Here is an 18,222-nt window from a genome sequence, read left to right as displayed (position 1 = left end):
GCCTCGTTGAAGAGATCGCGGTCTGCATGGCGGTGTGTCCATCGAGACCATCGCCGATCTCGTCGGGCACTCCGGCGCCAGCGTCACGGAGGAGGTCTACCGGCATCAGCTGAAGTCGGTGATCACCACAGGTGCCGAGACCATGAACGCCATCTTCGGCGTCAGCCAGGAACAGTCCGGCTGAGGTGGCTCCCCAACGACCTTCAGAGAACGAAAAAGAGGCCCCGGATCTCTCCGAAGCCTCTTTTCACCTGCACTAACTGGGTCGGGGTGGCGGGATTTTGCACCCACGGCCTCTTCGTCCCGATGAAATCGAATATATGTTCCCATGGCGTGAGGTGCAGTTCTAACCAGTGCGCGCCGTCTGTGGGAGTCCGCCTGCGTCCGTGGGTGTCCGGCGCGGTTGTCACGCAGTTGGTCACTCACCTGGCTCGGCTAAGAAGGTGCTTCGCACGCCTTTCTTAACCATGCTGCGCACGGACAAGCGCTGTAACACTCGGGGGGCCGCCCCCCAATGTTTCAGCAGCCCGTCTGGTTGGGGTCACCGGCCTCTCCCTGAGCTGGCCGAGCAGGCTGAGCAGGGACTTGCCGTGATGAGATCGATATCGAGTTCCGTGATGATCGGCGCATGAAACGCATGAGCGTCGTGCTGGTGATGGCCAGCCTGCTGAGCGTCACGATTCCCGGCGGCGCTGTGCACGCCTCTCCCGAATCGGAGTCTCTCGACTCCGTCGTCAAAGCGATCAAGCAGCAGTTCGTGAAGAAGAGCAGCGTGCGCTTCTCCGTCAAGCGACGCGGCGGGCCCCCGGCCACCTGGAACATCAAGGCGTCCGGCGCGTACCGCTTTAGGGCTTCAGGCGTGTACGCCGCCGACACCACGACGATCTCCCAGGAGCGAAACGGGACAGGCCGGTCTCGGGAGATCAGCGTCGGCAAGGACTTCTATTCACAGGCCTACGTGCGCTCCAAGGACGGCAAGTACGTTTGGAAATCGCCATCGACGGTGGGGAAATGGGTCTACGGAGGGCGGAACCTTGCCGGGGTCATGTGGGGAGATGACCTGATCAACGGGATCAACCCGGGCTTCCTCAAGCTGGTCGACTCTCACGGTGCGACCAGTGCCGACGGCGGAACGTTCGAGGGGGTGAAGACGACCCTCCACAGCGGCACGGTGGCGGTTCCAAAGATGGATGAGCGGCAGGCTGGGATGTACTTCGGGACTGAGGAGGAGGATTTCGCGTGGAGCGGGCCGATCACCTGGAAACTCTGGGCGGGCCCGGACAACTTGCCGCGACGTTTCCACGCCATCATGAGGTTCACCCGGCCGGAGGGCGCTAACGCCGAGACCATGACGATGAACATCATCTACCGAGGATGGGGAAGCCCCGTCAAGATCACGGCCCCGCCCAAGCATCTCATCGCCTACGAATGGTGATCGAAACTCCCTTCAAAGCGACAGCCATGCCAAGAAAGGCCTCTAGTTGTGCGTGCTGGGACTTGAGGGACATCTGATAATGCGGAGCGTCCCTCGTGATGCGTGCGTAAGCGCAGGTCAAGTCCGATCAAGGGACACGAGGGGCGCCGGGGACGCGGCGGGATCGGTTGAGGGCGACGGGTTCCATGCCGTGCAGTTCCATCACTTCTGCGACTGCCAGCGCGCGAGGATGGAAGCGGTGCACATCCCATGGGACGAAGACGTTGTGCAGTGGGGATGGATTCACGGAAGACGCCCGGCCGGTACAGGTCGGCCAACACTCCGGCAGTTTCCACGGCCGCCACGGTGTAGACGGCGAAGTCGGCGTGGAGCATGGCACTCCGCCAGGGGCTTGGGAACGCATCCCCAGCATGTCGGTGGGGCATTCGTTCGGACGCTGTTCGGGCCGGTGCGCTCGAACACCGTTTTGGTCCCTCGGTAGGTGCGACGACTTTGTATTAAGCAAAAGGCCAGTCCCGATGATCGGAACTGGCCTTTGAGCTGGTCTTACTGGGTCGGGGTGGCGGGATTTGAACCCACGGCCTCTTCGTCCCGAACGAAGCGCGCTGCCAAGCTGCGCTACACCCCGGTGCACGTCCGTCTTGCACGTGCCTGCACGAGTCTAGCGGACTTCGGGGGTGCGTGTGACGCCTCAGCGGCGCGGGACCAACGTCAGCAGCGAGGCCTCGGGGAAGCAGGCAAACCGGGCAGGCGCATAAGGGGAGGTCCCGAGCCCTGCCGACACGTGCAGCCAGGCCGATTCGTGGCGGTGAAGTCCCTTCACGCGGGCCTTGTCGATGCCGCAGTTGGTCACCAGGGCGCCGTAGAAGGGGATGCAGAGCTGGCCGCCGTGGGTGTGGCCGGCGAGCAGGAGCTGGTATCCGTCGGCGGCGAAGCGGCTCATGTTGCGCGGCTCGGGGGAGTGCATGACGCCGAGGCGCAGGTCGGCGTCGCGGGGGGCGGATCCGGCCACGAGGTCGTAGCGGTCGCGGTCGATGTGGGAGTCGTGGATGCCCGCCACGGCGATGTCAAGGTCGCCCACCTTGACGCGGGCCGTGGTGTTGTTCATGTCGAGCCAGCCCTCGGCGGCCATGCCCTCGCCGAGCTCGCGCCAGGGCAGGGAGGGGACGTGCTGGCGGCGCTCGCCCTTGGAGGTGCGCCAGAGGTAGCGGACCGGGTTCTTGGGCTTGGGGGCGTAGAGGTCGTTCGAGCCGTACACGAACAGGCCAGGACGGGACAGCAGCGGCTCGAGGGCGTGCAGCAGCGCGGGGACCGCGTCGACGTGGGCGATGGAGTCGCCGGTGTTGACGACGAGGTCGGGCTCGAGGGAGCCGAGGGAGCGCACCCAGTTGACGAGCATGCGACGGCCGGGCGTCAGGTGCAGGTCGGACAGGTGCAGGATGCGCACCGGCCGCTGGCCCCGCTCGAGGACGGGGACGTCGAAGCGTCGCAGACGGAAGCTGTTGCGCTCGATGACCGAGGCGTAGCCGAGACCGGCCACGCCCAGACCGAGCAGGGACAGGGGGACTGCGACAGCTTTCCTCATCTCTTCATGATGCCTGAAAGGATGGAGCACATGAGCGCATTGAAGGACAAGCTGAAGGCCGACCTGTCGGCCTCGATGAAGAGCAGGGACGAGGTACGTCTGCGGACCATCCGCATGGCGCTGGCCGCGATCAACGTGGAGGAGGTCGCGGGCAAGCAGGCCAGGGAGCTGTCCGACGACGAGATCCTCAAGGTCCTCACCAAGGAGGCCAAGAAGCGCCGCGAGGCCGCCGAGGCGTTCGGCGGCGCCGGCCGCGAGGAGCAGGCCAAGGCGGAGCTCGACGAGCAGGCCGTGCTGGAGGAGTACCTGCCGGCGCAGCTGTCGGACGAGGAGCTCGGCCGCATCGTCGACGAGGCCGTCGCCGAGCTCGGCGTGTCGGGCCCGCAGGCGATGGGCCAGGTCATGAAGGTCGTCAACCCGAAGGTGGCAGGCCGCGCCGAGGGCGGCCGCGTGGCCCAGATCGTCCGCGCGCGCCTTTCCTGACCGTACGGCAAGCCCTCCCGGCCCCACCGCGGTCACCGCTGACCGCCCGTCCATCACGGCACTCCAGCGGCGACGGTGACCCGCCGTGACGTGGACGGGCAGGCCCTGTGACACACCAACGCCGGAGGCCCGCGCAGGCCTCCGGCGTGTGAAGGGTCAGCGTCCCGGGGTGATCGGGCCGCCGTTGTCCTCGCCGGTGTCCCAGATGTCCAGGGGGCCGTCGTCGTCGGGGTTGCCCCACGGGCCGTCGCCCCTGTCCCTGTCCCTGTCCTTGTCCTTCTTCGGCGGCTTGGGCGCGCAGCTCTTGGAGCAGCCGCCGAAGCGGTCGCGGTCGTACGGCGTGAAGGACGGGGCCTCGACGCCCTTGAGCGCCTGGATCATCGAGTCCTTCCAGATCCGGCCCGAGATGGTGGCGCCGTAGACGTAGTTGTAGTACTGGCCGCCGATGGTGACGTTGGTCAGGTCGTGCTCGAAGGCGCCGCGCGGGTCGCCGACGCTGACGGCCGAGGCCAGGTTGGGCGTGTAGCCGGCGAACCAGGCGGCGGTGTAGCCGTCGGTGGTGCCGGTCTTGCCCGCCGCATCGCGGCCGATGCCGCCGACCTCGGTCATGGTGCCCCTGGTGAAGACCCCGGACATGACCTCGTTCACCGCGTCGGCGACCTTCTCGTCCATGACCTGCTTGCACTTGGGCTTGGAGGAGGTGACCTTGCCGTTGCGGTCGCGGATCTCGGTGATGGCCATCGGCCTGCAGTACTCGCCGCGGGCGGCGAAGACGGCGAAGGCGTTGGAGACGGTCACGGGGTCCATCTCGTTGACGCCGAGCGTGAAGGTCGGGACCTCCTGCAGCTTGCCGCCGTCGGCGCGCTTGATGCCGAGCTTCTCGGCCACCTTGACGACCTTGCAGAGGCCGACGGCCTCCTCGAGCTTCATGAAGAAGGTGTTGACCGAGCCCTCGGTGCCGGTGCGCAGCGTCTTGAAGCCGCCGCCGCCCTCGCTGGAGTTACGGACCTGGTGCGTCTCGCCGACCCGGTTGCCCTTGCAGTCGCGGAAGGGCGACAGCGCGTTGGTGGGGATGTCGTAGGAGGCGCCGGTGGAGTTGCCGTCGTCGATCTTCCAGCCGTTCTCCAGCGCCGCGGCCAGCGTGAACGCCTTGGCGGTCGAGCCCTGCTGGAAGCCGACGCCGCCGCCGTGCTTGCCGTCGGCGGCCAGGTTGATCAGGGTCTCGTTCTTCTTCTTGTTGTCGCCGAACTTGCGGCTGGCGGCCATCGCCTTGATCTCGCCCGTGCCGGGCACGACCATGGCCTGGGCCGCGACCGGCTTGTCCTTGGTGCTGACGCGCTTGGCGATCGCCTGCTCGGCGGCCTTCTGCATCTTCGGGTCGAGCGTGGTCTTGACGCGCAGGCCGCCGCGCTGGAGCAGCTTCTCGCGGTCGTCCGGCGTGGCGCCGAACTCGGGGTTGGTGAGGATCTCGTGCTTCACGTAGAGGCAGAAGTACGGGAACTTGCTCTCCTCGCAGCCACCGGGGATCTGGGTGCCCTTGAAGCCCAGCTTCTCCTTCTTGGCCGCCGCCGCCTCGGCCACGGTGATCTTCTTGAGCTCGGCCATCCTGTCGAGGACGGTGTTGCGCCGGTTGATCAGCTGGTCTCTCGCGGTCTTGCCCAGGGTGGGGTCGGTGCGGACCGGGTTCTGCACGGCTCCGGCCAGCGTGGCGGCCTCGGACAGGTCGAGCTTGGCGGCCGGCTTGCCGAAGAAGCGCTTGGCCGCGGCCTGGATGCCGTAGGCGCCCGCGCCGAAGTAGGAGATGTTGAGGTACTTCTCGAGGATCTGGTTCTTGGTGTACTTCGCCTCGATCGCCATGGCGTAGCGCAGCTCGTCGAGCTTTCGGGAGACGGTCGGCGCGATGGCCGCCATCGCCTCCTTCTTCGTCTTGGCCTTGTTGAACTGCACCAGCTTGACGTACTGCTGGGTGATCGAGGAGCCACCCTGGACCACGCCGCCGCCTGTGACGTTCTTGGCGAGGGCGCGGGCGGTGCCCTCGATGTCGATGGCGCCGTGCTCGTAGAAGCGGAAGTCCTCGATCGAGATGATCGCCGTGAGCATCACGGGGGCGATCTGTTCGATCTTCACAGATTCGCGGTTCTGGTAGTAGAACTGCGCGATCTGCTTGCCCTCGGAGTCGAAGATCTCGGTGCGTTCAGGAAGCGGCGGCTCGTCGAGCTGCTCGGGTCGCAGGGAGAGCGACTCCGTCGTCGACTTGGCCGTCAGGCCCACGCCGCCCACGGCGGGCAGGGCGATGGCAGCGGTCAGCACGCCGCCTGCGGTGCCGGCGGCCAGCAGCCGTACGACGTTCACGAACGGGTTCGAGCGGTCTTTGCCCTGAGCTTGCACGGAACCAAGACTACGTCGAAAGAGAGGCGTAATCGGTAACCGGAGCCCATTTCGCCTTGACTGGGAGGGGTGACTAGTCATTCCCGGTCAAGCATCTCCCGAGAAATTGGTCCTGCCGGGGTCTGTCGGCCCGAAGGTCTGGTTGCGTAACTTCTCCACTGCGGCAACTGAATACGGAGGCTCGGCGCCCGCGCCCGTCGGCCCCAAATGACGACTGACCACCTAAGGGGAGTGGGGTCGAAACATGTGGATCACGGATTGGACCTCCCGTGCCGCCTGTCGGGGTGCGGATCCGGACGCGCTGTTCGTCCAGGGAGCCGCTCAGAACAGGGCGAAGCTGATCTGCCGAGGATGCCCGGTCCGTACCGAGTGCCTCGCCGATGCGCTCGACAACCGCATCGAGTTCGGGGTGTGGGGCGGTATGACGGAGCGGGAACGGCGAGCGCTGCTACGGCGGCGGCCCGATGTGGACTCATGGCGAGAGCTGTTGGAGTCCGCGAAGGAAGAGTACGAGCGGACTAACGAGCTGATCGCCGGCTGAACGTCGCGACGGCACGGCCGGCGGAACCTCGCCGGCCGTGCCGTCGTGCTCACGTCCTGGCCAGCAGCTCCCCGATCTCGCGCAGACCCGCGAGGTCGTGGACATCCTGCGGCATGGCCGGAACCTGGACGACAGGCACCGTGGGGTGGGCCGAGACGAAGTGCTCCTGCTCGCGGTGCTCACGGGCGGCGAGCTGCATCCGTCCGGCGTGCAGCCGCAACACGGCGGCGGTCAGCTCGTGCTCGCCCTTCGTCTCCAGCTCCTCGGCTGCGGCGGCGCTGCGCGCCGCTGAGAGCGCCGCTGCGGGCGACAGGTGCACTCTGTTGACCACGAGCCCCGCCAGCGGCATGCGCTCCTCAGCGAGCCTCTCAACGAAGTACGAGGCCTCGCGCATCGCGTCGCGCTCGGGCGCCGCGACGACCACGAAGGCCGTGCCGGGCGCCTGCAGCAGCTTGTAGGTCATCTCGGCGCGCTGCCTGAAGCCGCCGAAGACCGCGTCGAGCGCGGAGACGAACGTCTGCAGGTCCTTGATCACCTGCGCGCCGAGCAGCTTGGTCATCGCGCCGGCGACGAGCCCGAACCCCGCGTTGAGCAGTTTGAACGCGCTGCGCCCTCCTGCCTTGGCAGGAGCCATCAGCAGCCTGATGAAGCGACCGTCGAGGAAGCGGCCGAGCCGTTCGGGGGCGTCGAGGAAGTCGAGGGCCGAGCGCGAGGGCGGCGTGTCGACGATGATCAGGTCCCACTCGTCCGAGCGGCGCAGCTGGCCGAGCTTCTCCATCGCCATGTACTCCTGCGTGCCGGCGAAGCTGGAGCTGAGCGACTGGTAGAAGGGGTTGGTCAGGATCTGGCGGGCCCGTTCGGGATCGGCGTGCGCCTCGATGATCTCGTCGAAGGTCCGCTTCATGTCGAGCATCATCGCGAACAGCTGGCCGTCGCCCGAGGAGTGCACCAGGCGGGGGGTGTTGTCCAGCTCGGTCAGGCCCATCGACTGGGCCAGCCTGCGGGCCGGGTCGACGGTCAGCACGACCGCGCTGCGCCCCCGCTCGGCCGCGCGCAGCCCGAGCGCCGCGGCGGTCGTGGTCTTGCCCACGCCCCCGGAGCCGCAGCAGACCACGATGCGGGTGCCCCTGTCGTCGAGGATCGCGTCGACGTCGAGGACGGGCGGAACCCTGGTCATGCCGCTCCCTTGGCGCCGATGGTCTCGGCCAGTTCGTACAGCCCTGTGAGGTCGACCCCGTCGGCCAGCAGCGGAAGCTCGTAGCGGGGCAGCGCCGCCGTCATCAGCGCGGCCCGCTCGGTCTTCTCGAGCTCGGTACGGCGGGCGTGCTCCACGACCTCCGCCGCCAGGGCGTCGGCCACGGCCGAGGCGTCGCCCGCGCCGTCGGCCAGGCCCGCCGCCTTGAGGCCGAGCGCGATCTCGCCCGCGTCGAATCCGCCCTTGACAGCGGAGTCAAGTGTCGCCTGTGGAAGCAGTGATTCACGGACCATGTTGATGAAGATTCCGCCCGCGGGAAGACCGGCCGAACGCAATTCGGCAATGCCGTCGAGCGTTTCCTGAACCGGCATCTCCTCCAGAACCGTCACGAAGTGGACGGCCGTTTCGGGCGACTTCACCACCCCGCTCACGAGATCCGAGTGGTTCTTGATCGGGCCGACCCTCGCCAGGCCTGCCACCTCCTGCGTCACGTTGAGGAAGCGGCTGACGCGGCCGGTCGGAGGGGCGTCGAGCACGACGGCGTCGTAGACGCGCCGGCCGTTCTTGCCGCGCCGCCGTACCGCCTCGGTGGTCTTGCCAGTGACCAGCACGTCGCGGAAGCCGGGCGCCACGGTGGTGGCGAAGTCGACGATGCCCATCTTGGCGAGCGTGCGACCGGCGCGGCGCATGCCGTAGAACATCTCGAGGTACTCGAGCATCGCCTCTTCAGGATCGATGGCCAGCGCGTAGACGTCGCCCCCTCCGGGAGCGACGGCGATCTTGCGCTCCTCGTACGGCAGCGGCGGCAGGTCGAAGATCTGCGCGATGCCCTGCCTGCCCTCCACCTCGACGAGGAGGACCTTGCGACCGCCCGAGGCCAACGCGAGGGCGAGCGAGGCGGCCACCGTCGTCTTGCCCGTGCCGCCCTTACCGGTCACGACGTGGAGCCGCACGCCGTCCCAATCGGTGTCCCTTGCCGTCACATCTGCCAGGCTACCGAACGGTTACTTGTGTGCCTCTTTGAGATTGCTCACAGCGGGCCCGCCTGCGCCGGTGCCCGAGGGGCGTGAGGAGGCGGACGTTTCTGCCGGGACGTCGTCCGGCGTGCGGAGGCGGCTTCGGCGCGGGGGTCACTACGCTGGCCCTCATGAAGAAATGGGAGTACCTCACCGCTCCGGTGCTGATCCACAACACCAAGATGATCCTCGACAACTTCGGCGCCGACGGCTGGGAGCTGGTCCAGATCGTGCAGGGGCCCGACGGCCAGGGCCTGGTCGCCTACTTCAAGAGGGAGAAGGCATGACCCCCGAGGAGAAGCTGGCCGAGCTCGGCCTGACGCTGCCCGAGGTCGTGGCCCCTCTCGCGGCCTACGTCCCCGCCGTGCGCAGCGGTGACTACATCTACACCTCGGGCCAGGTCCCGATGGTCGACGGCAAGCTGGCCCAGACCGGCAAGGTCGGCGCGGAGGTCAGCCTCGAGGAGGCCCGCGACCTGGCCAGGATCTGCGCGCTCAACGCGCTGGCGGCGGTCAAGTCGCAGATCGGCGACCTGTCGAAGATCAAGAGGATCGTCAAGGTCGTCGTCTTCGTCGCCAGCACGCCCGACTTCACCGCCCAGCCCCAGGTCGGCAACGGCGCCAGCGAGCTGCTCAGGGACGTGCTGGGCGACCTCGGCGTGCACGCCCGCAGCGCGGTGGGCGTCAGCGTGCTCCCGCTGGACGCCCCGGTGGAGGTCGAGCTGATCGCGGAGGTATAACCGAGTGATGTTCTAGAGGAGGTCATGTGGACAACGGCATCCCGCTGCCGGGCGAGTTCGGCCAGCGAGCACGAGACATCCTGGCGGGACGGCTCCAGCCGGTCCCCGCGAGGGACGCCGCCACGGTGGTGATCCTGCGCGACGGCGCTCGCGGACCGCAGGTCTACCTCCTCAGACGCAAGGCGAGCATGGCCTTCGCCGCCGGCGCGTACGTCTTCCCCGGCGGCTTGGTCGACCCGCGCGACACCGACCAGGCGGTCGCGTGGGCGGGACCCTCGCCCAAGGAGTGGGGCGAGGTGTTCAACGCCGACGAGAAGACCGCCAGGGGCCTGGTGTGCGCCGCCGTACGGGAGACCTTCGAGGAGTCGGGGGTGCTCCTGGCGGGGCAGGGAGAGGACGCGGTCGTCGCCGACACCACGGGCGACGACTGGGAGGCTGACCGGGTCGCGTTGATCGACAGGAGCCTGGCCTTCGCCGACTTCCTCGGCAAGCGGGGCCTGGTGCTCCGCTCCGACCTGCTCAAGCCGTGGGCGCACTGGATCACGCCCGAGATCGAGCACAAGAGGTTCGACACCCGCTTCTTCGTCGCGGTGCTCCCCGAGGGGCAGCGCACCCGTGACGTGGGCGGCGAGGCGGACAAGGTGGTGTGGCAGCGTCCCGCCGAGGCCCTGGGCGGGCAGTTCTTCCTGATGCCGCCGACCCACCGCACGCTCACCGAGCTCGCGGCCTACGGAAGCGTCGGCGAGGTCATGGCGGCGGAGCGGGAGATCGTCCGCATCATGCCCAGAGCGGTGGAGATCGACGGAGAGATGCGGTTGATGGCATGAGCGGCCTTCACATCCCGCTGGCGGGTCCTGACGGCATCCGCACCGACCACGCGGAGAACCTGCTGGCGCCCAACCCTTCGGAGATGACGCTCGAAGGGACCAACACCTGGGTGATCGGCACGCACGAGGTGGTCGTGGTCGACCCCGGCCCCGACGACGAGGCGCACCTCCAGCGGGTCGTCCGGCATCTGGGGCAGCGCAGGGTCACCCAGATCCTGCTCACGCACGGCCACCACGACCACAGCGGCGGCGCCAAGCGCTTCGCCGAGCTGGTCGGGGCGCCCGTGCGGGCGCTCGACCCCGAGCACAGGCTGGGCGGCGAAGGGCTGACGGGCGGCGACGTGATCGAGGTCGGCGGCCTGGAGCTGAGGGTGTACGCCACGCCGGGCCACTCCTTCGACTCCCTGTGCTTCTGGCTGCCCGCCGACCTGGCCATGCTCACCGGCGACACCGTCCTCGGCAGGGGCACCACGGTCATCGCGCCCGACGGGAACCTGGCCGACTACCTGCGCACGCTCGACCTGCTGCGGGCCACGGCCGAGGAGCTGGGCGCCGAGACGCTGCTGCCAGGGCACGGGCCCGCGCTCGCCGATCCCCTGCACGCGCTCGACGGCTACATCGCGCACAGGCGCGAGCGCCTCGACCAGATCAGGGCGGCGAGGGCGTCGGGCGCCCAGACGCCGCGCGAGATCGTGGAGATCGTCTACGCGGACGTCGACAGGGCCCTGTGGTTCGCCGCCGAGATGTCCGTGCGCGCCCAGCTCGACTACCTGGACCGGTTGTAGAGCCGCTCCATGTCGAGGATGACCACGGCCTTGGCCTCGATGCGCAGCCAGCCGCGCTGAGCGAAGTCGGCCAGCGCCTTGTTGACCGTCTCCCTCGAGGCGCCGACCAGCTGGGCCAGCTCCTCCTGGGTCAGGTCGTGGTGGACGCGCAGGCCGTCGTCGGCCTTGGTGCCGAACCGCTCGGCCAGGTCGAGCAGCGCCTTGGCCACCCGTCCGGGCACGTCGGTGAAGACCAGGTCGGCCAGCACGTCGTTGGTGCGGCGCAGCCGCTGCGCCAGCGCGCGCAGCAGGTGGAGCGCCACCTCGGGGCGGCCGGTCAGCCATGGCCGCAGGTCGTCGTGGCCGAGCCCGGCCAGCCTGACGTCGGTCAGCGCGGAGGCGGTCGCCGTACGCGGACGTGGGTCGAACAGCGACAGCTCGCCGAACATCTCGCTCGGCCCGAGCACGCTCAACAGGTTCTCGCGGCCGTCAGGGGCTGTGCGCGACAGCTTGATCTTGCCTTCCAGAACGACGTAGAGCCGGTCACCGGTCTCGTTCTCACTGAACAGGGTCTGTCCCTTGGACAGCTGAACCTCGGTGATGCTCGTGCGCAGCGCGGCGGCGCTCTCGCGGTCGAGCGCGGCGAACAGGGGGGCCTTGCCCAGCACGTCTTCGGTGTTCACTCTGCCTCCTCAGCAGCCATTGTGACCTACCCCACTGCAGAGGTCGGGAGTGACCCATGCGAAAAGGCTCAAGGGGACGCCACCTGCTGGTCGCCACGAAGTTCCCTCGAGGGAGTTTACGGACTGAACCCACTGAAGCGTTACTCAACGGATCGTTTCCCCGGCACGAAGCCGCTGGCCATACGCTTGCGGGATGGAGACCCGGCTGGCGCTGGTACGGCGGGCGCGACGGATGAACAGGATCCTCGCCGAGACCTACCCCGACGCGCACTGTGAACTCGACTTCACCAACCCCCTCGAGTTGCTGGTCGCCACGATCCTGTCGGCCCAGTGCACCGACAAGCGCGTCAACATGGTCACCCCCACGCTGTTCGCGAAATACCCCACCGTCGAGGACTACGCGGCGGCCGACCCCTCCGAGATGGAGGGGATCATCAAGTCCACGGGCTTCTTCAGGGCCAAGACCAACAGCATCATCGGCATGGCCCAGGCGGTCTCCGCCAAGCACGGCGGCGTGGTGCCGCGCCGCCTCGCCGACCTGGTCGCCCTGCCGGGCGTGGGCCGCAAGACCGCCAACGTGGTGCTCGGCAACGCCTTCGGCGTGCCGGGGCTCACCGTCGACACGCACTTCCAGCGTCTGGTCCGTCGCTTCGGCTGGACCGACGAGACCGACCCCGTGAAGATCGAGCGGGTGGTGGGTGAGCTGATACCCAAGCGCGAGTGGACCGTCTTCTCGCACAGGGTGATCTGGCACGGCAGGCGCATCTGCCACGCCCGCACCCCCGCCTGCGGTGTGTGCCCGCTGGCGGCGCTGTGCCCCTCGTACGGCACCGGCCCCACCGAGGCGGCCAAGGCGGCCAAGCTCGTCAGGCCGGGCCCCTTCTCGTAGTGATACTCGTAGGTGTCATGGCCGGGCGCGGGAAGCCCGGAGAGGCGCGAGGTGTTGGAGTCTGACGTGACCGACGTCCCCGAATGGCTGGACAGGCTGGCCGCCCGAGCCGTCCACACCCCCGTCCCCCATGGCCTGCGCCCGCCCGCGCGCGGCGGCAGGCGAGCCGCGGTGCTGCTGCTGTTCGGCGAGGGACCCGACGGCCCCGACCTGCTCCTCATCCAGCGCAGCTCCCGGGGCCGCAGGCACGCGGGGCAGCCCGCCTTCCCCGGTGGCGGCGTCGACCCCGAGGACGACGGGCCGGTGGGCGCGGCTCTGAGGGAGGCGGCGGAGGAGACGGGGATCGACCCCGCGGGGGTCAAGGTGCTCTGCACGCTCCCCGAGCTGTTCGTCTGGCACAGCGACAACAGGGTCACCCCCGTCATCGGCTGGTGGCACACCCCTGTCGCGGTCTACGCCGCGGCTCCCGACGAGGTCGATTCGGTGGAGCGGGTGCCGATCGCCGAGCTGGTCGACCCCGCCAACAGGATCGTCCTGCGCACCCCGACAGGACACAGGGGCCCAGCCTTCAAGGTGCGCGGGCTCCTCGTGTGGGGGTTCACCGCGATGGTGCTCGACGCGGTGCTGCGTGAGGGCGGCCTGGAGCGCCCCTGGGACACAGACAGGGTGGAGGACCTACCGCCCGACGTCCTCGACCTGGCTGCCCGTGGCTAGCGCGAGCCCGAGCGTCGCCCAGTCGGCCACGTCGTCGTCGCTGTCGCGCATGAGCGCGCGAAGGGCCGCGAGCCCGGCGGCGTCGGGCGGCCGGCCGCAGACGTTGGGCAGCGCGTAGGCGGCGCCGTACCTCACCCTGGCGTCCTGGTGGGCCGACAGCTCGATCACCGAGGGCAGCGAGCGAGGGTCGCCGAGATGGCCGAAGGCGATCAGCACGGAGAAGAGCACCATGGCGTCGTCCTCGCTGGCGGCCAGGAAGCGCAGCACCGGCAGCGCCCTGTCCTTGAAGGTGGCCAGCTGGCCCATGATGTCGATGCCCAGCAGGCGCTCGGAGACCTGCCGGCCCGCGCACAGCCGTCTGGCCTCGGTGAAGGTCTCCAGATCGCCTCGCTCCTGTAGCGTGGAGATCACCTGCCAGCGGACAGGGCCGCCCGGATCGGTGTCGCCGAGTGCCGCCTCGATGAGATCACGCATCATTTACAGGGTATTTCCGCTTCCGGGCCGGTCGTAGCGGAAGACGCGCACGCTTGACCGTCCCGGTGGATACCTTTGAATCTGTGCGCGGTGATCTGCTCGACCTCATACTGATCGGCCTCGTGATCGCCTTCGGCATCTCGGGCTACCGCCAGGGTTTCATCATCGGCGCCCTCAGTTTCGTCGGGTTCATCGGCGGGGCCCTGCTCGGGGTCGTCATCGCGCCGCCGATCGCCAAGGCCGTGGTCGAGGGGGAGACCGAGCAGGCGCTGCTGGCCATCGTCATCGTCTTCCTCGCCGCCACCATCGGCCAGTTCGCCTCCTCCACCATCGGCGCGGTGGTCCGCTCCCACGTCACGTGGGAGCCCGCCAGGGTCGCCGACGCGGTCGGCGGCACGTTCGCCAGCGCGCTGTCGGTGCTGGTCATCGCCTGGCTCATCGGCTCGCTCGTCGTCTCGGCCCCCTTCCCCGTGCTCAGCACCCAGGTCAAGGACTCCCTGCTGCTCAACGCCGTCGACGAGATGGTGCCCGACGCCACGCGCGAGTGGCAGCGGCCGTTCAAGGAGTTCATCGACAGGTCGGAGTTCCCTCCCGTCTTCGACGCCATCGCCAACGGGCCCTTCGTCGACGTGCCGCCGCCCGCCCCGCGCAGCCAGCTGCAGGGGCCGAAGCTGCAGCGGGCCCAGCGGGCCATCGTCAAGGTCCAGGGCACCGCGCCGAGCTGCAGCAAGCGCATCGAGGGCACCGGCTTCGTCTACGAGGTCGACCGCATCATGACCAACGCGCACGTCGTCGCGGGCGTCACCAGAGACCTGCGCGTCACCACCCAGGACAACAGGTCGCTCGAGGCCGAGGTCGTGGTCTACAACCCCAAGCGCGACATCGCCATCCTCTACGTGCCGAACCTCGGCATCAGGCCGCTCGCCTTCGACGGCACCGCGGAGAAGAACGACAACGCGATCATCGCGGGCTTCCCCAAGGGTCAGGGCTTCACCGCCGAGGGCGCGCGCATCAGGGTCAAGCAGAACGCCAAGGGCCCCGACATCTACCGCAGCAGCGAGGTCGAGCGCGAGGTCTACGCGATCCGCGGCAAGGTGCTCCCCGGCAACTCGGGCGGTCCGCTGCTGACCGTCGACGGCAACGTGTTCGGCGTCATCTTCGCCGCGGCCACCAACCAGGCCGAGACCGGCTACGTGCTGACGGCGGCCGAGGTCAGGCCCGACGCCGTCAAGGGCAAGAACGACACGACCCCGGCCGACACCATGGACTGCGACTAGCTACAGCGCGGCGGCGACGGCGTCGATCGCCGCCCCGGGGTCGCTGTCCTCGCGCAGCGCCAGCGCCACCCCCGCCACCTCCTCGTACGGCGTGCCGTACCTCTGGATCCTGGCGGCGCCCCGGGCGAGCAGCGTGAGCGCGCCTCGCCCGTTGCCCCGTTGCAGGTGGGTGAGGCCCACGCAGATCTGGGCGAGCCCCTGCCACAGCTCCCGCTCCTGCTCGGGGGCGCACTTCCACCTGCCCTCGAAGATTTCGTGCGCGTGGAAGGGCCTGTGGTCGCGCAGGAAGGCCATGGCGTCGGTCATGGCCTGCTCGGCGCTGGGCGCGTAGTCGTCGGGGACGCGCTCGACGCCCTCGGCGCCGTGCGGGAGCGGCCTGCCGTACTCGTCGCGCGGTCTGGCGTTGCGCGGGCGGCCCTGGGGGTCCCTGTCCCTCATCGGTCGGGCTCGGGGTCGGCCAGCCACGACAGCAGCTCGGCGTCGAACACCTCGGGGGCCTCCTCGTGCGGGAAGTGCCCCGTGCCCTCGAGCAGCCGCCACCGGTAGGGCGCGGCCACGTAGCGGCTGGAGCCCTGCGCGGTGCGCGGCAGGATGCACCGGTCGAGCGCGCCGTGCAGCTGCAGGGTGGGCGCCTCGACCTCGGTGCGCATGGCGCGGGCGTAGCGCAGGCCGTCGGGACGCACCTGGGAGCGGGCGAACCAGCGGTGATACTCCAGCGCGCAGTGGGCGACGGTGGGGATGCCGAAGGCCTCACGGTAGACGCGCGCGGTGTCCTGCTCGGGCCAGCCGGGCCGCGACCAGTCGTCGAGCAACTGCCCGACCAGCTTGCCGTCGTCGCGCGTCAGGCGCCGCTCGGGCAGGAACGGCAGCTGGAAGCCGAGGGTGTAGCCGCTGGCCCTGAGCTGGCCGAACGGGTCGGTCAGCAGCGCGCCGCGCAGGCGCCGCGGGTGCGGTGCCGACACCGCGACCAGGCGGTGCACGGTCTTGGGGTCGGTCACGGCCATCGTCCAGGCCAGCAGCCCGCCCCAGTCGTGGCCGACGACGATCGCGCCCGTCTCGCCGAGGGCGCGGATCAGGCCCGTGGCGTCGCCCGCCAGCGTGGGCAGGTCGTAGCCGCGCGGTGGCTTGTCGCTGCCGCCGTAACCGCGCAGGTCGACGGCGACGGCGCGGTAGCCGGCCTCGGGCAGGCTCGCCAGCTGGTGCCGCCACGTCCACCAGAACTGGGGGAAGCCGTGCAGCAGCAGGACGAGCGGCCCTTCACCCGCTTCCACGATGTGGAAGCGGGTGCCGCCGGCGTGGACGCTGCGATGCGTCCACGGCCCGTCCAGGTGGACGAAGCTCTCGTCAGGCATCGGGTTTCACCAGCTCGCCCTCTGGTGTGGCGATCTCCTTCAGGCCCTTCAGCGACCTGGTCGTGCGCTTCATCGCCGCCAGCCCCTTCAACCTGCGAGTCCCCAGGAAGACCAGCAGGGCCGCGACCAGCAGGTAGAACACTGTCACGATCGTGAACGCCAGCCACTGGGGCAGGCCGACCTCCACGAGCACGTACGCGATCGCGAAGGAGGCCAGGATCAGGCACAGGTGGGCCATGAAGGCCGCCGCCGCGAACAGCCCCGCGGCGGTGCCGACCCGCTTGGCGTCGAACCTGAGCTCGGCCTTGGCCAGCTCGATCTCCGAGCGGACCAGCGTGGAGATGTGGTTGCTCGCCTGGGCGACGAGCGCACCAAGGGATTCTTCCTCAGAAGTCTGCGGCATGAACGTCTCCTATCGGGGCCAGGTGCCCGTGTCAAACATCATCCAGTCCATTGCGACGCTTACGCACCCGGACGTGCAGGAGAACCGCCGCCAGCATCGAGGCCGCGAGGCTGGCCGCGAGGACTCCCGTCGTCACGGCGGTGGCTCTCTCCTGATCAGCGCCGAACGCGAGGTCGCCGATGAGCAACGACACCGTGAATCCGATGCCGCCGAGCGCCGAGACCGCCGCCATGTCCCTCCAGTGCAACTCCTCCGACAGCCTGGCCAGGCCGAGCCGTACCGCGAGCCACGCGCCGCCGAACACTCCCAGGAACTTACCGATGACCAGTCCGGCCATCACTCCCAGGACTACCCGATCACTGAAGATCACGCTCAGGCTGTCACCGTCGAGCCGCACACCGGCCGACAGGAACGCGAAGACCGGTACCGCGAAACCCGCTGAGATCGGCCTCACGTAGTGGTCGGCGCGTTCGGCGGGGGAGCTGTCCTCGTCCGCCTTGGTGGTGACCCTGGTCAGCAGGCCGAGCGCGACGCCCGCCACCGTCGCGTGCACGCCGCTGACCTCGACGAAGTACCAGGCGAGTACGGCGAGCGGCAGGTAGGCCCACAGGCTCCTGACCCCCCTGCGCTGGAGCAGGCCGTAGAGCGCGATCAGGGCCGCGCCCACCAGCAGCATGACCACGTCGAGATGATCGGTGTAGAAGAGCGCGATGATCGTGATCGCGCCCAGGTCGTCGACGACGGCGCAGGTGAGCAGGAAGGCCCTCAGCGCCGCGGGCATCGCGCTGGCGGTCACGGCCAGCACGGCCAGGGCGAAGGCGATGTCGGTGGCCGTCGGGATGGCCCAGCCCCTGCTCGCGTCCTCGGCTCCCCAGCTGACGGCCAGGTAGACCAGGGCGGGAACGACCATGCCCGCGATGGCGGCGATGATCGGGAGCGCGGCCTTGCGCAGGTTGGCGAGCTCGCCGTGGACGAACTCCTCCTTCACCTCCAGACCCGCGACGAAGAAGAAGATCGTCAGCAGGCCGTTCTGGGCCCACTTGTAGAGCTCCAGGTTCAGATGGAGGCTCTCGGGGCCGAACCCGGCGGTGCGGAGGGCCTCGTAGGAGTCGATCGAGACGTTGGCCCAGACGAGGGCGGCCATGGTGGCGAGCAGCATGACGATGCCGCCGATGGTCTCCGTGCGCAGCGCCTCGGCCAGGGTTCGGGCGTAACGGACGGTCGGTCGGAGCGGCCATACTTCGGCGGCTCGGCGCACGGTGATCTCCCTTGGTGTACGGATACGTCGATCGTTCCCCGCCGACCAGACTTCCCGGCACACCTGCGCGAGATCCTACCCAGACGCCTCCTGACACCACCGACCGCACCCGTACCGCCCCATTTCCGACATCTTCTGGCCCCTTGGCCCCTTGGCCCCTTGGCCTTCTTGCCCCGCCGTCCTCGCGTCTCCGAAGAAC

General features: G+C 68.9%; 21 protein-coding genes and 1 tRNA gene. 11 read left to right on the top strand and 11 right to left on the bottom strand.

Annotated features, from left to right (window positions below; translation table 11 throughout):
• The first annotated feature begins 34 nt into the window (after positions 1–34).
• Together FHR33_RS25155 and FHR33_RS25150 are read left to right on the top strand one after the other, a co-directional pair.
• Positions 35–184 (top strand): hypothetical protein, encoded by a 150-nt coding sequence (locus FHR33_RS25155; RefSeq protein WP_183652362.1) that lies wholly within the window; start codon positions 35–37, stop codon positions 182–184.
• A 444-nt stretch (positions 185–628) separates the two neighbouring features.
• Complete coding sequence (locus tag FHR33_RS25150) at positions 629–1,435, top strand: hypothetical protein (protein WP_183652360.1); 807 nt, start codon at positions 629–631, stop codon at positions 1,433–1,435.
• A 554-nt stretch (positions 1,436–1,989) separates the two neighbouring features.
• Here FHR33_RS25150 and FHR33_RS25145 read toward each other — a convergent pair.
• Both FHR33_RS25145 and FHR33_RS25140 read right to left on the bottom strand, forming a co-directional pair.
• Positions 1,990–2,063 (bottom strand) — tRNA-Pro (locus FHR33_RS25145).
• A 63-nt stretch (positions 2,064–2,126) separates the two neighbouring features.
• The gene (locus FHR33_RS25140) at positions 2,127–3,020 is read right to left on the bottom strand and encodes a metallophosphoesterase (RefSeq protein ID WP_183652357.1); all 894 of its coding nucleotides are present in this window, start codon (positions 3,018–3,020) and stop codon (positions 2,127–2,129) included.
• A gap of 30 nt (positions 3,021–3,050) precedes the next feature.
• Between FHR33_RS25140 and FHR33_RS25135 the strand changes: the two genes are divergently transcribed.
• A complete protein-coding gene (locus FHR33_RS25135; protein ID WP_183652354.1) occupies positions 3,051–3,503 on the top strand; it encodes a GatB/YqeY domain-containing protein in 453 nt (150 codons plus the stop codon).
• A 156-nt stretch (positions 3,504–3,659) separates the two neighbouring features.
• Here the strand turns inward: FHR33_RS25135 and FHR33_RS25130 are convergent, their stop codons facing one another.
• Positions 3,660–5,891 (bottom strand): transglycosylase domain-containing protein, encoded by a 2,232-nt coding sequence (locus FHR33_RS25130; protein ID WP_312895715.1) that lies wholly within the window; start codon positions 5,889–5,891, stop codon positions 3,660–3,662.
• Between the two features lie 244 nt (positions 5,892–6,135).
• On the opposite strand from FHR33_RS25130, the gene FHR33_RS25125 reads away from it, so the two are divergent.
• Positions 6,136–6,432: a WhiB family transcriptional regulator gene (locus tag FHR33_RS25125; RefSeq protein WP_148036282.1), complete on the top strand. Its 297-nt coding sequence runs from the start codon at positions 6,136–6,138 to the stop codon at positions 6,430–6,432.
• A 49-nt stretch (positions 6,433–6,481) separates the two neighbouring features.
• On the opposite strand, the gene bagB is transcribed toward FHR33_RS25125, so the two are convergent.
• Both bagB and bagA read right to left on the bottom strand, forming a co-directional pair.
• Positions 6,482–7,609 (bottom strand): ATPase BagB, encoded by a 1,128-nt coding sequence (bagB, locus tag FHR33_RS25120; protein ID WP_183652348.1) that lies wholly within the window; start codon positions 7,607–7,609, stop codon positions 6,482–6,484.
• A complete protein-coding gene (bagA, locus tag FHR33_RS25115; RefSeq protein WP_183652346.1) occupies positions 7,606–8,610 on the bottom strand; it encodes an ATPase BagA in 1,005 nt (334 codons plus the stop codon). Before bagA ends, bagB begins: the two co-directional genes overlap by 4 nt.
• Before the next feature lie 164 nt (positions 8,611–8,774).
• Between bagA and sp36 the strand changes: the two genes are divergently transcribed.
• From sp36 to FHR33_RS25095, 4 genes are read left to right on the top strand one after another with little or no spacing between them, the layout of a single operon-like run.
• A complete protein-coding gene (gene sp36 / locus FHR33_RS25110) occupies positions 8,775–8,930 on the top strand; it encodes a Sp36 family protein (protein ID WP_183652343.1) in 156 nt (51 codons plus the stop codon).
• Entirely contained in the window at positions 8,927–9,382 is a 456-nt protein-coding gene (locus tag FHR33_RS25105; protein WP_183652341.1) for a RidA family protein, read from the top strand. The genes sp36 and FHR33_RS25105 overlap by 4 nt, the downstream gene beginning before the upstream one ends.
• 26 nt (positions 9,383–9,408) lie before the next feature.
• Positions 9,409–10,209, top strand: a complete 801-nt coding sequence (locus tag FHR33_RS25100) for an NUDIX hydrolase (protein WP_312895714.1) — start codon at positions 9,409–9,411, stop codon at positions 10,207–10,209.
• Positions 10,206–10,994, top strand: a complete 789-nt coding sequence (locus FHR33_RS25095; protein WP_183652339.1) for an MBL fold metallo-hydrolase — start codon at positions 10,206–10,208, stop codon at positions 10,992–10,994. Before FHR33_RS25100 ends, FHR33_RS25095 begins: the two co-directional genes overlap by 4 nt.
• Here the strand turns inward: FHR33_RS25095 and FHR33_RS25090 are convergent.
• The gene (locus tag FHR33_RS25090) at positions 10,976–11,656 is read right to left on the bottom strand and encodes a Crp/Fnr family transcriptional regulator (protein WP_183652337.1); all 681 of its coding nucleotides are present in this window, start codon (positions 11,654–11,656) and stop codon (positions 10,976–10,978) included. The genes FHR33_RS25095 and FHR33_RS25090 overlap by 19 nt on opposite strands.
• A gap of 193 nt (positions 11,657–11,849) precedes the next feature.
• On the opposite strand from FHR33_RS25090, the gene nth reads away from it, so the two are divergent.
• Positions 11,850–12,545: an endonuclease III gene (gene nth, locus FHR33_RS25085; protein WP_183652335.1), complete on the top strand. Its 696-nt coding sequence runs from the start codon at positions 11,850–11,852 to the stop codon at positions 12,543–12,545.
• A gap of 66 nt (positions 12,546–12,611) precedes the next feature.
• Entirely contained in the window at positions 12,612–13,259 is a 648-nt protein-coding gene (locus tag FHR33_RS25080; protein ID WP_183652333.1) for an NUDIX hydrolase, read from the top strand.
• Here the strand turns inward: FHR33_RS25080 and FHR33_RS25075 are convergent.
• Positions 13,221–13,733, bottom strand: coding sequence for a HEAT repeat domain-containing protein (locus tag FHR33_RS25075; protein WP_246452071.1), 513 nt, complete (start codon positions 13,731–13,733; stop codon positions 13,221–13,223). The two genes, FHR33_RS25080 and FHR33_RS25075, sit on opposite strands and share 39 nt — an antisense overlap.
• Positions 13,734–13,816: 83 nt before the next feature.
• Between FHR33_RS25075 and FHR33_RS25070 the strand changes: the two genes are divergently transcribed.
• Positions 13,817–15,010 carry a MarP family serine protease gene (locus FHR33_RS25070; RefSeq protein WP_183652328.1) on the top strand — a complete coding sequence of 398 codons (1,194 nt, stop codon included), beginning with the start codon at positions 13,817–13,819 and terminating at the stop codon, positions 15,008–15,010.
• Here FHR33_RS25070 and FHR33_RS25065 read toward each other — a convergent pair whose 3' ends face one another.
• From FHR33_RS25065 to nhaA, 4 genes are read right to left on the bottom strand one after another with little or no spacing between them, the layout of a single operon-like run.
• Complete coding sequence (locus tag FHR33_RS25065) at positions 15,011–15,448, bottom strand: DUF309 domain-containing protein (RefSeq protein WP_183652325.1); 438 nt, start codon at positions 15,446–15,448, stop codon at positions 15,011–15,013.
• Positions 15,445–16,362 (bottom strand): alpha/beta fold hydrolase, encoded by a 918-nt coding sequence (locus FHR33_RS25060; RefSeq protein WP_183652322.1) that lies wholly within the window; start codon positions 16,360–16,362, stop codon positions 15,445–15,447. The genes FHR33_RS25065 and FHR33_RS25060 overlap by 4 nt, the downstream gene beginning before the upstream one ends.
• Positions 16,355–16,765 carry a phage holin family protein gene (locus tag FHR33_RS25055; RefSeq protein WP_183652319.1) on the bottom strand — a complete coding sequence of 137 codons (411 nt, stop codon included), beginning with the start codon at positions 16,763–16,765 and terminating at the stop codon, positions 16,355–16,357. Before FHR33_RS25055 ends, FHR33_RS25060 begins: the two co-directional genes overlap by 8 nt.
• Positions 16,766–16,796: 31 nt before the next feature.
• Positions 16,797–18,023 (bottom strand): Na+/H+ antiporter NhaA, encoded by a 1,227-nt coding sequence (nhaA, locus tag FHR33_RS25050; protein WP_183652316.1) that lies wholly within the window; start codon positions 18,021–18,023, stop codon positions 16,797–16,799.
• Positions 18,024–18,222: the final 199 nt, after the last annotated feature.

This window comes from Nonomuraea dietziae, from assembly GCF_014195505.1.
Classification (GTDB): Bacteria; Actinomycetota; Actinomycetes; order Streptosporangiales; family Streptosporangiaceae; genus Nonomuraea; species Nonomuraea roseola.
Note: the sequence above shows the minus strand (reverse complement) of the source record. Positions and strands in the feature narration are given on the sequence as shown.

Bases quoted from the DNA above. Each gene is read 5' to 3' on its own strand.
- FHR33_RS25065 (WP_183652325.1), bottom strand. From the start codon at position 15,448: ATGAGGGACAGGGACCCCCAGGGCCGCCCGCGCAACGCCAGACCGCGC.
- FHR33_RS25135 (WP_183652354.1), top strand. From the start codon at position 3,051: ATGAGCGCATTGAAGGACAAGCTGAAGGCCGACCTGTCGGCCTCGATG.
- FHR33_RS25095 (WP_183652339.1), top strand. From the start codon at position 10,206: ATGAGCGGCCTTCACATCCCGCTGGCGGGTCCTGACGGCATCCGCACC.
- nth (WP_183652335.1), top strand. From the start codon at position 11,850: ATGGAGACCCGGCTGGCGCTGGTACGGCGGGCGCGACGGATGAACAGG.
- sp36 (WP_183652343.1), top strand. From the start codon at position 8,775: ATGAAGAAATGGGAGTACCTCACCGCTCCGGTGCTGATCCACAACACC.
- FHR33_RS25060 (WP_183652322.1), bottom strand. From the start codon at position 16,362: ATGCCTGACGAGAGCTTCGTCCACCTGGACGGGCCGTGGACGCATCGC.
- bagB (WP_183652348.1), bottom strand. From the start codon at position 7,609: ATGACCAGGGTTCCGCCCGTCCTCGACGTCGACGCGATCCTCGACGAC.
- FHR33_RS25075 (WP_246452071.1), bottom strand. From the start codon at position 13,733: ATGCGTGATCTCATCGAGGCGGCACTCGGCGACACCGATCCGGGCGGC.
- FHR33_RS25150 (WP_183652360.1), top strand. From the start codon at position 629: ATGAAACGCATGAGCGTCGTGCTGGTGATGGCCAGCCTGCTGAGCGTC.
- FHR33_RS25125 (WP_148036282.1), top strand. From the start codon at position 6,136: ATGTGGATCACGGATTGGACCTCCCGTGCCGCCTGTCGGGGTGCGGAT.
- FHR33_RS25055 (WP_183652319.1), bottom strand. From the start codon at position 16,765: ATGCCGCAGACTTCTGAGGAAGAATCCCTTGGTGCGCTCGTCGCCCAG.
- FHR33_RS25140 (WP_183652357.1), bottom strand. From the start codon at position 3,020: ATGAGGAAAGCTGTCGCAGTCCCCCTGTCCCTGCTCGGTCTGGGCGTG.
- FHR33_RS25105 (WP_183652341.1), top strand. From the start codon at position 8,927: ATGACCCCCGAGGAGAAGCTGGCCGAGCTCGGCCTGACGCTGCCCGAG.